The sequence below is a fragment of the Paenibacillus sp. Root52 genome, assembly GCF_001426865.1.
Taxonomy (GTDB): Bacteria; Bacillota; Bacilli; order Paenibacillales; family Paenibacillaceae; genus Paenibacillus.
In genome coordinates this window covers 63,646-75,775 of record NZ_LMFO01000014.1, presented here as the reverse complement: position 1 = coordinate 75,775, position 12,130 = coordinate 63,646, and the positions used below count along the sequence as shown (strand labels likewise).

Annotated in this window: 11 protein-coding genes and 1 rRNA gene; 9 read left to right on the top strand and 3 right to left on the bottom strand. The window is 43.9% G+C overall.

Going from position 1 to position 12,130, the window contains the following annotated elements; genetic code table 11:
- Positions 1-96 (top strand): 5S ribosomal RNA (rrf, locus tag ASD24_RS15495); the annotation flags it as partial.
- Between the two features lie 292 nt (positions 97-388).
- Here the strand turns inward: rrf and ASD24_RS15490 are convergent.
- A complete protein-coding gene (locus ASD24_RS15490) occupies positions 389-1,111 on the bottom strand; it encodes a phosphodiester glycosidase family protein (RefSeq protein WP_056697284.1) in 723 nt (240 codons plus the stop codon).
- A 610-nt stretch (positions 1,112-1,721) separates the two neighbouring features.
- On the opposite strand from ASD24_RS15490, the gene ASD24_RS31430 reads away from it, so the two are divergent.
- A complete protein-coding gene (locus ASD24_RS31430) occupies positions 1,722-1,955 on the top strand; it encodes a sigma factor-like helix-turn-helix DNA-binding protein (protein WP_310145415.1) in 234 nt (77 codons plus the stop codon).
- Positions 1,907-2,122 (top strand): hypothetical protein, encoded by a 216-nt coding sequence (locus tag ASD24_RS15480; RefSeq protein ID WP_056697282.1) that lies wholly within the window; start codon positions 1,907-1,909, stop codon positions 2,120-2,122. The genes ASD24_RS31430 and ASD24_RS15480 overlap by 49 nt, the downstream gene beginning before the upstream one ends.
- A 426-nt stretch (positions 2,123-2,548) precedes the next feature.
- Here ASD24_RS15480 and ASD24_RS15475 read toward each other — a convergent pair whose 3' ends face one another.
- The gene (locus ASD24_RS15475) at positions 2,549-3,577 is read right to left on the bottom strand and encodes a LacI family DNA-binding transcriptional regulator (RefSeq protein ID WP_056697280.1); all 1,029 of its coding nucleotides are present in this window, start codon (positions 3,575-3,577) and stop codon (positions 2,549-2,551) included.
- 510 nt (positions 3,578-4,087) lie between these two features.
- Here ASD24_RS15475 and ASD24_RS15470 point away from each other — a divergent pair.
- From ASD24_RS15470 to ASD24_RS15450, 5 genes are all read left to right on the top strand, one after another.
- Positions 4,088-5,431 carry an ABC transporter substrate-binding protein gene (locus tag ASD24_RS15470; protein ID WP_056697279.1) on the top strand — a complete coding sequence of 448 codons (1,344 nt, stop codon included), beginning with the start codon at positions 4,088-4,090 and terminating at the stop codon, positions 5,429-5,431.
- Between the two features lie 425 nt (positions 5,432-5,856).
- Complete coding sequence (locus tag ASD24_RS15465; RefSeq protein ID WP_056697277.1) at positions 5,857-6,750, top strand: carbohydrate ABC transporter permease; 894 nt, start codon at positions 5,857-5,859, stop codon at positions 6,748-6,750.
- Positions 6,750-7,568 (top strand): carbohydrate ABC transporter permease, encoded by an 819-nt coding sequence (locus tag ASD24_RS15460; RefSeq protein WP_056697275.1) that lies wholly within the window; start codon positions 6,750-6,752, stop codon positions 7,566-7,568. Before ASD24_RS15465 ends, ASD24_RS15460 begins: the two co-directional genes overlap by 1 nt.
- A 115-nt stretch (positions 7,569-7,683) precedes the next feature.
- Positions 7,684-9,072: a GH1 family beta-glucosidase gene (locus ASD24_RS15455; RefSeq protein ID WP_056697286.1), complete on the top strand. Its 1,389-nt coding sequence runs from the start codon at positions 7,684-7,686 to the stop codon at positions 9,070-9,072.
- 288 nt (positions 9,073-9,360) lie between these two features.
- Positions 9,361-9,711 (top strand): FlxA-like family protein, encoded by a 351-nt coding sequence (locus ASD24_RS15450; protein WP_056697273.1) that lies wholly within the window; start codon positions 9,361-9,363, stop codon positions 9,709-9,711.
- 120 nt (positions 9,712-9,831) lie between these two features.
- Here the strand turns inward: ASD24_RS15450 and ASD24_RS15445 are convergent, their stop codons facing one another.
- The gene (locus ASD24_RS15445; RefSeq protein ID WP_056697269.1) at positions 9,832-11,190 is read right to left on the bottom strand and encodes an MATE family efflux transporter; all 1,359 of its coding nucleotides are present in this window, start codon (positions 11,188-11,190) and stop codon (positions 9,832-9,834) included.
- Between the two features lie 166 nt (positions 11,191-11,356).
- On the opposite strand from ASD24_RS15445, the gene ASD24_RS15440 reads away from it, so the two are divergent.
- Positions 11,357-12,091 carry a class I SAM-dependent methyltransferase gene (locus ASD24_RS15440; protein WP_056697268.1) on the top strand — a complete coding sequence of 245 codons (735 nt, stop codon included), beginning with the start codon at positions 11,357-11,359 and terminating at the stop codon, positions 12,089-12,091.
- The last annotated feature ends 39 nt before the right edge of the window (positions 12,092-12,130 follow it).

Sequence of the window (12,130 nt, the reverse complement as noted above, 5' to 3'; positions counted from 1 at the left end):
GTTCCACACGTACCCATCCCGAACACGACCGTTAAGCCCTCTAGCGCCGATGGTACTTGGACCGCAGGGTCCTGGGAGAGTAGGACGCCGCCAAGCAACGAAAAGGCACATTCGATTAACTTCGAATGTGCCTTTTCTTATTCATATGTTATTCTTATTTTCACGTAGTTGTTTAAACTTCAAATTTATCTGTTTCTAAATTTGAAAACGTGTGAAAACATTAAAGGCTCTGCACTCACTGGCTGGCGTTAGCAATATAAGAGCCCGCATTTGTATAATTTCCCTCACTCATTGCAATATGGGCGCCTTTCAGGCATTATATTGCAATGAGCTGGGGAAGGATGAGTTATAGACTTCTTTTTAGTAGTGGGGATTGAGTTCAAGGCTATTAAGGGGTTATTACGCGAATCATGTTATATACATAACGGCTACTATTTACTGGATTACGTTTCGGATTATTTATTTGCATTTGGGTGGATCCCGATCCATCTAGCATGATGGAATTCACTGCATTCAAACCGAGATCATCCATAATGTCTCGCATGAACGGAACGCTTCCCTGTCCTGCAATGAGGTAAGCATCATTGTTTTTCCAGGCTAAGATCGTTCTTGGAATGGATAGGTAGTATCCAAGCTCGCCTTTTATAGAGGAACCACCCCAGTTCTCCAGGTTGTAATCATTACCGCCAATGACCATCTCCACCGTTGATTTTGGATAATAGGCGTATACCTCATTGAGGTTTTTGACATATAAATGTGTTGCTCTAAGTGAGCCATTCATATCTTTATAGAAAACAGCTGTCTTACGGGAAATTTCGTTACCACTCACCGAAGTATTGGATAGATAGTTCTTTTTCAGCGTTCGACCTTCATAGGTAACAGTCTGGTTCTCTTCCCCTTTGACGTAGATAATGGAGGCACCTCCTGTAGGAGGACTGCTGTAGCCTTGAGTTGCTTCGAAGAACCCGCCATTAATGCCCACATGAGATGTTTTATTCAGTGGGCGAAGCACTGTTTCAGATTTAATGTTACTTAGCGAGGTTTTAATCACGTGCTGCTCCACGATTGCGGCCGGGATGTGTTTCCAAGAATAGTATTCATAGTTTGCCATAATAACTCTCTCCTTTTTCTGTGTTTTTGTCCTTGCATATATAGGGGGATTTAAATAAGGAGTTACAACCTTACTCTTAAATTTTGTCAGATAGTCACTTCTTGAAGCCATATCATATGACCGAAATCCAACGAGTCATAGTGAGTGGCTTTTTTTGCGCTGAGTCTGAATATTGACAGGTGGAACGAAAGCCAAACAGCCAACCTAAGTAGGTACAGCTACAAGCTTTCTAATAAGCATTCATTGGAATACGCTTCATATAGCACGGGAATCTACCTAAGTTATTGAGTAAGAATAAGAAAACATATGGAGAATAGTGGGCAGGAGAGTATAAGAGTATGGGAAGTAATGAATATAAATTGATGAAATTGCATGATATAAGGATAAATAAAACTAAAAAAATGATATAATTATAGGAACAAATGTTCCTATTTTAGTTGTGGAATATCTGATTTATTTACCCTATAGGTGTACGAGATAAGATCGAAAAGGAGTGATTATTCCATTGCAAAATGAGCAAACAGTTTTCGAGAGATATAGGAGGGAAATTTATAGAATTGGATGGCGAGTACAGTATAGGGCGAGAAAAATTAAGCAGCGGGAGTTGCCAATGTATGACGGTGAGCTCTTCAATCAAAGCTTTACGGTACCAGTGGATGATCGTATTGTTATCGAACAGCTTATTAACACGCTCCCTATGAATGGGAGGGAAGTACTACACAAAATTTATTTCGAAGGGTATACGGAGGCGGAGGTAGCCAGATACCTGAATATGAGCCAACAGGCGGTGAATAAATGGAAGAGAAAAATGCTGAATCTGTTATCTCAGAAAGTAAGTTCATAGAACTGCTGGCAGCTACAAGAAATAAAGATCCCCAAGCTACGGTTGAACTGCTCCAGCTGTTTAACTCAGACATTCGAAGATTAAGCCAGTTTATTTATTTGCCACCTGAAGATGCAGCATCAGAGATTATTATTGAATTTCTTGAGTTTCTTCACAGCGAGGAGTAGACCTTAGGATTAAGGGATGAATATAACCCCAGTTCCGTAGAAAACCTAGGTGGACTAACATGATTGATAATAGAGGAAAAAGATCAGAGTGGACAAATTCAGAATCTCAAAGATTAAAAATCTCAAAACATATAAAAACATATAAAAACAAAAAAATTAGTGACTGGTGGGGATGAAGGATTGTTAGCACGCTCGTAAAACTTACGTTGTGGAACTGTACACTACCCAAAGAAGATCGTAAACGAATATCGCGTTTATGATCTTCTTTTTTGTTATGTGTGGAGATCCGATAATGCCTTCAACGTACATGAACATAGGCGAAGTTAACTTAACCTAGTTATAGATTGATATGAATCCCCCAATCCATTATCAAGCGGGGTACCGCGTGCTGGGAGCCGCACACGGTGTCTTTTACTAGTATGTTCATTATACTTCAATGCCAGGAACCGCGACTCCACAAGATTGGCGAACAACGAGCTCTGGCTCTACTTTGATGCATTGGTTGTCCATCTGCTTATTCATTAGGTCAAACAGGATCATGGCGGCCAGGCGGCCGATCTTGTCCGTATCTTGCTTAACTGTAGTCAGCGGTGGATCTGTATAGCGGCAAGCCTCGATATCGTCACACCCTGCAATGGCAATGTCTTCAGGAATACGAAGCCCTGCTTCTTTGAAGGCGCGCATCGCGCCGAAAGCCAGAAGATCCGTAGCTGCAAATACGGCACGAGGCAGCTCACCACGAGCCAGCATTTCTTTCGCAGCCTGATAGCCGTCCTCAGCAGCATAATCCTTGCTGTACACCATCCATTCAGGCTTGGTATCAAGACTAAACTGTTTTAGTGAGCGCTTGAAGGCATCCTCACGCTGCTGCATGACGAGTGAAGCACGCTGTAGACCGATGAAGCCAATGTCCCGGTACCCGTTCATATAGAAATGCTCAACGACCTTTGGTGAGATTTTCTCGTTGTCTGACATAATATAACAAGAGCCTTGCCCCGTTAATTCAATGTCAATACCAATGCAGGGGATGGGACTCGCATCCAGGTCGTACACACTACTTTCCACCTCATCACCCGCAATGATGATGCAGCCGTCGACTTGAAAATATTTGGATCTAGCTAAATAATCTTCTCCCTGATCAAGGAACTTTTCGTTAGAAAAAAAGAGCAGATCATAGCCGAGCAAGCCTATTTGCTTCTTGAACGTGTTGATGACTTGCACGAAAAATGGATGACTAAAATCAACATTGAGCTTGCCGGCGAACACTACACCGACAAGATTGGATTTCTTCGTGGCCAGCGTTTTGGCAGAGGAGGAAGGCCGATACCCGTTCTCATCCATAATTTTAAGTACACGCTGACGGGTCTCTTCGCTAATATCGGAATAATTATTGATTATTTTGGAGACTGTCGCTACAGAGACGCCGGCTATATTGGCAATCGTTTTGATATTCATTAAACATCCTCCGGCTCCTAAACTGGTTTCGATAGATTGAGTTGTGTAAGTTTTCACTTTCCTGCCTGTATTTTATGCTACAATGCCAGCTGAGTCAACCGTTACCCCTTATAAATAAGGGACAACACTCTACATATACTTCAGATCTATGAATGTGAATGGCTATGTTATTCAGGAGAAATGATAGAATTGCAGTAGAATTATAGATTTTTTACGAAACAGCTATGCTAATTTCAGTATTACAACAGGGTTTGTCTCCAAAAATGGCCTCGTTAGAAGGCTGGATTTTATATGACATCGTATGTGTTTAGATGAATTTTCGGATTTTATAACTCAACATATCTTGAAGCGATTAACAAAATAATCCTTATAAAACAAGGGTTTTCACTCGTTTCTATGAGGAAATAAAAATCCACTATTTACAAAATTTAAAGTCGCATTCATAATGAGTGAGTAATCAACGAAACTGATTTCGTTAACATTATCTCAAAATCATTGGGGGACACAGACATGTTCAGAAAACTTTTAATGATGTCATTTGTAACCGTTTTAATTTTGGTTCTTGCAGCTTGTAGCAATGCAGAGGAGACGGCAGGAGGCTCGTCAACAGATGGCGGTAAGGAGAAGGTCACACTTAAGATCATTCACTGGCAGCAAGAGAATATTAACAACTACATCAAGGAGTTCAATAAGAAATTCGAAGAAAAGTATCCTGAGGTAAAGGTTGAATACACGACGGTTCCAGCCGATGCAACATACGATCAACTGATGCAGACGCGGATGAATGCTGGTGATTCAGGGGATGCGGATATTATCCCGTTGAAATCTAGCTTTGTTGGAGCACCACAGGACTGGTCTCCAGGAGCAGCTGATCCGATGTGGAAGCAATGGATTGATGCCGGGCTGATTGCTGATCTGTCTGACCAAGCATTTGTGAAAAATTACAATGAAGTTGATGTGCAAAATGCCATGACGTACAACGATAAGGTATATGGCGTGAACATGGGTAAGGTTGCATTCACAGGTTTGTTCTACAACAAGGACTTGTTTGCTAAATATAACCTTCAAGTTCCAACAACATGGACTGAGCTGCAAAATGTAATTAAGGTGCTTAAGGATAATGGCGTAGAGCCACTTGGCTTCGCAGGAAAAGATGTATGGCCAATTAACCTTGCAGTACAAGGACTGCAAGCTTCCATTCACGATGATCAATTGAGTTATATCCAGGGATTGTGGACAGGAGAGACTAAGCTGACCGATCCAGTACAGATCGAAGTGCTTCAGAAGTCCCAAGATCTGATGAACAGCGCAATGAACGGTTTTATGGGAATTGACTATGGTACACTGCCAACACTGTTTGCGACAGAGCGCGTTGCAATGATTGCTGATGGTACATGGGATGCAACGACGATCCAAACAGCGAATCCTAATCTGAAGTTCGGATATTTCCCTATTCCAGGTAGTGATGATGCAGCGAAAAACAAAGATTTGGCCGGTAAATATGATATGACTTGGATGGTTGTTGAGAAATCACCGAAGAAGGAATATGCATTGAAGTGGCTTGAGATGTTGTCTGAGAAACAAAACTACACTGACTTTGTCAACGCAGCAGGTTTCCTACCGACTCAACCTGATGTTGCTCTGACCAGTGAATTCATCAAAGAAATCCAGCCTTATCTGGACAACTTTAAGCTCTCATGGGATCAGCTCTTCATCAACCGTCAAAATGTAGGACAGTACATTGCTGAATCCAGTGTACACGCAGAGCTGTTGAAGCCAGCAGGACCACTTAACACACCTGAGGAGCTTGCAGCAAAATCCCAGGCAGACTGGGATGCGGCAGCGCCAAAATAAAGTAAATGAAGTATATAAGTTTAACTAAACTTTTTACACAAGAACGGAGAGGACAGAAATAACATGAAGAAGCGGAGCTACAAGCTTTCTGTAAGAAAGCTACTTCGAAAGGATACGCTTCGGCTGAAAGCTTTCTGAAAGAAAGCTGCATCGGAAGCATAAGCTATCACCGGATTTTCCCTTTGAAGAAGGGAATCAAAAAAATCTGGGGATAACAGCGATCGGAAAGTTATTCTGTCATCGGAGTGGTTAGTGTAAATATTCTTTAATTGAACTTATATTAAACGTTGAATTAGCACATCAGGTACGGTAATTGTGTCGAATGCGCCGGAATAACGCTCAGGGTCAATACCTTCGGGTGAGCCGGGCTGTTATTCCGGCGTTATTTGAATAGATCGTATCACCAGATGAAAGGTGTGAGTCATATGTATCCCTTTGGAAAAGGAAAAGCTCGCCTTATTCCGTACTTATTTTTGAGTATCCCCTTATTGCTATATATTGTGTTTGGCTTTGGGCCATCAGTTGTCACTGTGCTATTCTCGTTCACCGATGCTACGGGGGTGCGGGGACAGTCCTGGAACTTTATCGGATTAGACAATTATGCAACGTTCTTCGGGGCTTCGAACTCCGGTGATCGGCTGGCAGCGATTGGACGGTCATTGTACTTTGCCTTTGCTGTTGTCATTATCCAAAATGCTGTCGCATTGTTCATGGCCGTGTTAATCAACAAGAAGCTACGTGGTGACAATCTATATCGTGCAGTGTTCTTCCTACCAGTTGTGCTAGGGGTAACCGTATCAGGTCTGATCTGGCAGCTTGTTGCCAATCCACTTGGTGGACCTGCACAGTCTGTACTGAACTTCTTCGGTACGAGTTCGAACTTTTTCGGAGATTATAATATTGCCTTTGAATTAATTATCTTTGTGCAGATATGGATGTACATGGGCTACTCGATGACGATATTCCTCGCGGGTCTGCAATCGATCCCAAGTGACCTGTACGAAGCGGGATATATGGATGGAGCTTCTGGCTGGAAGGCATTCAAGAACATTACCTTCCCCATGATTGCACCGGCCTTTACGGTCAATATGCTACTCTCGATCATCGGTGCACTGCAAACCTTTGACATCATCTACGTGCTCACAGGCGGTAAATTCAATACGACTACACTGGCCTTTGACGTATATGCTACAGCGTTTGGCAGTGGAACGTCGGATTACGGTTTAGCTTCCGCAGTGGCTATGATCCAATTCTTGTTTGTATTTATTATCTCGATGGTGGCCTTGTTCTATCTTCGCAGAAGAGAGGTGGAGATGTAATGAAGCAGAGCAAATGGTCTCGAATTGTCAGCTATGTCATCGTACTGCTAATGCTGGCGTTATATATTTTCCCTCTGTTCTATCTATTTAACGTATCGATGAAAACGCAGACGGAATACCTGATTGATCCGGTTGCGCTTGCTCAGGGTTTTCGATTAGAGAATTTTACAGAGGCTTGGACACGGGGGAACTTCTCTCAGTACATGTGGAATAGCGTGCTCTATACGGGGCTGTCAACGATATTGACCTTGATTCTATCCATATTCGCGGCATTTCCGCTGGCAAGAAGATATGTGAAGTTCAGTACGTTCTTGTACGTTTTCTTCCTAGTCTCGATGTATCTTCCGAATCCGCTTATCCCGCAATTTTCGTTGATTAATAGTTTAGGTCTCTATAACACACAGACCGGTTACATTTTGTTGAAAACGACGGGAACGGGCATTGCTTTCCTCATGTTTGTTGGTTATATCAAATCGGTTTCGCGTGAATTGGATGAGGCGGCGGCTATGGATGGGTGTGGATATACAAGATATCTGTTCACCATTCTTGTACCACTGATGAAACCGATTTTGGCTACAGGTGTTATTTTGACAGCCATTGGCGTGTGGAATGACATCATAGGGCCGACGATTTATTTGTCCGACCCGAGCTATCAACCAGTTACCAAGGGGCTGTTCACGTTCTATGGTCAATATATGAATAACTGGCCGTTACTCGCTTGCGGTATTTTGATCGTAACGTTGCCACTTGTAGTTCTATATGTCGTGTTACAGCGCTTTATTGTAGGTGGTGCGATGGCAGGAGCTGTGAAATCGTAAAGTGGTAATTCTTATCCTGTCTTATGGTTGAATCAGAATGGATTAAAGCCGTGCTGACTGATTTTAGAAAGTGATGTAATTGAAGATGATATACAGCGAAAGGGTGACCTGAATGATGAACAAGCAAGTACTACCGTTCCCAGCGGATTTTATGTGGGGAACTTCCACGTCCTCTTATCAGATTGAAGGAGCAGCTAACGAAGGTGGGCGTGTACCGTCTGTGTGGGATACATTCAGCCGTGTACCTGGTAAAGTCGTGGATGGAGATCATGGTGATATTGCGTGTGATCACTACCATCGATACCCGGAGGATATTGCGCTCATTCAAAAGCTTGGGTTCAAGCACTATCGCTTCTCCATTGCTTGGCCACGTATTATAATTGCACCTGGCGTAATCAATGAGGAAGGACTGGCGTTCTATGAGCGCCTACTGGATGAGGTCGAACAGGCAGGTCTTATTCCAATGGTTACTCTGTATCACTGGGATTTGCCACAATGGATTGAAGATAAGGGAGGCTGGACGAACCGGGCGGTGTTGGAGCATTTTCGCGAATATGCGTCGGTCGTTATGGAGCGTTTCGGACCACGAGTAGGTTGGTGGAACACCATTAATGAGCCTTATTGTGCCTCTATTCTGGGCTACGGTACGGGTGATCATGCACCTGGACACCAGAACTGGTACGAGGCATTTACGGCAGCGCATCACCTCTTACTCAGTCATGGTATTGCGATGGAGCTTCACCGGGAGAAGGGATTATCTAGTCAGATCGGTATAACACTGAACATGGAGTACGTAGATCCCGCTTCGGATGCTCCGCAAGATGTTGCCGCCGCTGCACGGCGGGATGGCTTCCTGAACCGTTGGTTCGCTGAGCCGATCTTCCATGGAAGGTATCCGCAGGATATGGTGGAATGGTACGGTGATCAGGCGCAAGGAATGGATTTTGTCCACGAGGGGGATCTCGAACGAATTCATCAGCCGGGTGATTTCCTTGGCATCAACTATTATGCACGAAGTGTAATAAAAGCAGCTTCCGACCATAGCTTGTTGCAGGCAGAGCAGGTGCTGTTCACAGAGCCAGTTACAGATATGGGCTGGGAAATCCATCCCGATTCGTTATACCGCTTATTAACGCGGGTTCAGCGTGATTTTACTCAAGGTCTACCCATCCTGATTACCGAGAACGGTGCTGCGATGAAGGATGAGCTGGAACATGGCGTCGTTAAGGATGAGAGCCGTCAACAGTATATCCAAGATCACCTGGTCGCTTGCCATCGGTTTATTCAAGAGGGCGGACAGTTGCATGGATATTATGTGTGGTCCTTTTTGGACAATTTCGAATGGGCATTTGGTTATAGCAAACGGTTTGGGATTGTCTACGTAGATTACACAACACAAGAGCGTACCCCGAAGGAGAGCGCGAAGTGGATCAGTAAAGTGATTCAAGCAAATAGTCTGGAAATAAGCGAAACCGAGGCTGTATCTAATGTAGAGACCAGGTAAAATTTGAATGTGTAGGATGGGGTCATTCAGCAACCTTTCAGTTGACTTTAAGGTGTCTTAAAGCTGCAAGAGGTATAGTGAAGTCACTATAAGAGGTTGTTCATAAAGTCCGCTTTTGATTACGAAGGATGCCTGATGCATCTCAGCGTCGAATATGGGATTCAGCCGAAATATCCGTTGCTCACGTAGTTTTGCCTACGCTCTGCTACTCCATTTCTAGCTTCATCCCATCTTCTTGGTACTGAAAACCGACCTTTATGAACATACACTATAAGGAGGCGAATGACCTTGAACATCTCATCCACAACAAGCTCTAGCACATCGTACACATCAACATCTTCAAGCTCTACTAGCACGAGCCAGCTGGAGAAACAAAAGGCGAAACTTGAATCCGAACTGGAGAAGGTTCAATCCAGCAAGGATGATGAGAAGACGAAAGAAACGAAAACCAAGCAGCTAGAGCAGCAGATTAAGCAGATTGAGGCACAGATTAGCCAAAGCACTCAAAGTAGTGGTTCAACCGGGCAAAAGCAAGCACCACCACCGGAGGCATCTGCCAATCGAATGACAGCCTCTTCGCCACAACAAATTGCGAATGCCACAACAGACAGCAATGGTAGGTTTGATATACGAATCTAAAGGCGTGCCTTAAGGCGATCTTAATGGATAGCACATCGTTATACATAGAAACAGGGTACGTCAGTCATGTCTGGCGTACCCTGTTTCAAAATTCAATTAAACTGAGCCTATATCAATACATTAATTGTGGATGCTTAACTGGCTTAATCTTTCATCCAATGAACGTTTTCTATAATAGATCGTTATTGAAACGAGCACGAGCAGCTCAGATAGCGGTACAGCCAGCCAGATCCCCGTAATGCCGAAGAACGGGGGAAGCAGTGCAATCAATGCAACCATAATGATCATCTCGCGGGCAGCTGTAATCCAGATCGCCATTTTGGCATTTCCGATCGATTGAAAGTAAGTGCTCATTACAAAGTTAATCCCCATGAAGAGGTAGGCAAACGTAAATATTCTTAAGCCGTATATGGCATTATCCGTTACAGTTGAGCTGAAATTACCGAAGATTTGCACAAAGTAAGGCGCGCCCACCTGCACGATGAGCAGCAACACAACTCCACATATGCCAGCTGTCCAGCCAGCCAAACGTAAAGCCTGCTTTTCACGATCTCTCTGCTTCGAACCATGATAGTAACTAACAAGTGGTTGAGCTGCTGAGGCAAGCCCTAGAAATGCTAGCAAGACAACCCCATGAATATAGTTCAATACAGTAAAGGATGCGACGCCATCTGTTCCTGCAATCCGTTCGAGCGATATATTGTGAGATACCGAAAAGACGGACATACCGAGTTCAGCCAGAAAGCTGGGGAAACCGATAAGTGCAATAGCGAATAACAATTTCCGGTTCCATTTGAACCGAGTGAAGGTAAGATGATTCGTTTTTTTGAAAAAGTGAGTTAACAGCACAAGCAAAGCTAGGAAAGCCGATATAATCGTCCCTAGAGCGACTCCTCGAACACCCCACTCCAGTATATATAACATCACATAATTAATGACGATATTTGCCACAGCAAAGGTAACCTGTGCGTACATTGACGTATTCGGATTGCCATCATTGCGGACAAAAATACTCAGTGCATTTTCGATCGTAAATACAAAGCCAAAAAGCAGCATAATACTCATGTAATCAGCAGCATGAGGGAAGGTTTCCGCATTCGCACCAAGGGCGTAGACCAATGCGTCTTTGAAGCTAAACGCCGTGAGTCCAATCACTAGCGTTGCCAGCAAAATAATCGTGATGGATTTGGAGAAGATCTGTTTGGCCTTCTGGAGATCTTTCTCCCCCATATGTGTGGAATAAAGGGTTGCACCGCCCATACCGATCCAGAGCGACATCGCTACAAATAACGTATAGACTGGGGAAGCAATTCCGATTCCAGCTAGAGCCGTTGATCCGAGCTTATGACCTACCATAATACCATCAATAATAAAATTGAAGCCAACGACTAACATGCCGAGAATTGAGGGCACAAGATAGCGTATAAAAGCCTGTCGTACAGTTTGTTGCTCAAGCGGGTGAGACCAGTTCGTATTCATGTTGACCTCCGTTAGTATACTGAATGTTCGTTCTGTATTTAATTATACTGAACGTTCGTTCTGTATAATATCACAGGATGCGATTGTTTAGCAATTTCCTCTTTATATGCTCTACCTGTGGTAGAGTGGGGAGAGTGTGGTGCTGCATATAAGGAGGCACAATGAGATGAAACAAAATAAATACGATGAACCTGAATTTTTCGCTAATTATAGTCAAATGGCTCGTTCTCAGCAGGGGTTAGAGGCGGCTGGTGAATGGCATGAGCTTCGAACGATGCTACCGGATCTGAAGGACAAAGACGTATTGGATCTTGGATGTGGATTCGGGTGGCATTGTCGGTACGCTCGCCAGCAACAAGCAAAATCTGTACTAGGCATTGATCTGTCTGAAAATATGCTGCAGCGTGCCATACAGATGACGGACGATCCCAAGATTGAATATCGCCTTCAGGCAATTGAAGACATTGATTTTGCACCAGAACAATTTGATGTGGTGATCAGTTCGTTAGCCTTGCATTATCTCCAGCGACTCGATGAAGTTTATGCCAAGATCAATACTTGTCTAAAATCCGGTGGGACATTGGTTCTGTCCGTGGAACACCCCATCTTCACTGCTCGTGCGGAGCAGGATTGGCACTATGGGGCGCAGGGTGAGATTCAGCACTGGCCAGTTGACCATTATCAGCAAGAGGGCAGACGTGTAGCGCATTTTCTAGACCAGGATGTGGTGAAATATCATCGAACCGTAGCAACTCATCTGAATGAACTGACTAATGCTGGGTTCGTCATTCAGCAGGTCGCTGAATCTAAACCTTCAAGCGATATGGTAGTGCAAGTTCCGGGTATGCGGGATGAGCTTCGTCGCCCGATGTTTCTCATGATTGCAGCAAGCAAGGTATAGCTGGCTTCTAGCTGATTGGCATAGCAGCATGTTCAGAAT

Coding starts and splice junctions, on each gene's coding strand:
- ASD24_RS15490 (WP_056697284.1), bottom strand. CDS start 1,111: ATGGCAAACTATGAATACTATTCTTGGAAACACATCCCGGCCGCAATC.
- ASD24_RS31430 (WP_310145415.1), top strand. CDS start 1,722: ATGTATGACGGTGAGCTCTTCAATCAAAGCTTTACGGTACCAGTGGAT.
- ASD24_RS15480 (WP_056697282.1), top strand. CDS start 1,907: ATGGAAGAGAAAAATGCTGAATCTGTTATCTCAGAAAGTAAGTTCATA.
- ASD24_RS15475 (WP_056697280.1), bottom strand. CDS start 3,577: ATGAATATCAAAACGATTGCCAATATAGCCGGCGTCTCTGTAGCGACA.
- ASD24_RS15470 (WP_056697279.1), top strand. CDS start 4,088: ATGTTCAGAAAACTTTTAATGATGTCATTTGTAACCGTTTTAATTTTG.
- ASD24_RS15465 (WP_056697277.1), top strand. CDS start 5,857: ATGTATCCCTTTGGAAAAGGAAAAGCTCGCCTTATTCCGTACTTATTT.
- ASD24_RS15460 (WP_056697275.1), top strand. CDS start 6,750: ATGAAGCAGAGCAAATGGTCTCGAATTGTCAGCTATGTCATCGTACTG.
- ASD24_RS15455 (WP_056697286.1), top strand. CDS start 7,684: ATGAACAAGCAAGTACTACCGTTCCCAGCGGATTTTATGTGGGGAACT.
- ASD24_RS15445 (WP_056697269.1), bottom strand. CDS start 11,190: ATGAATACGAACTGGTCTCACCCGCTTGAGCAACAAACTGTACGACAG.
- ASD24_RS15440 (WP_056697268.1), top strand. CDS start 11,357: ATGAAACAAAATAAATACGATGAACCTGAATTTTTCGCTAATTATAGT.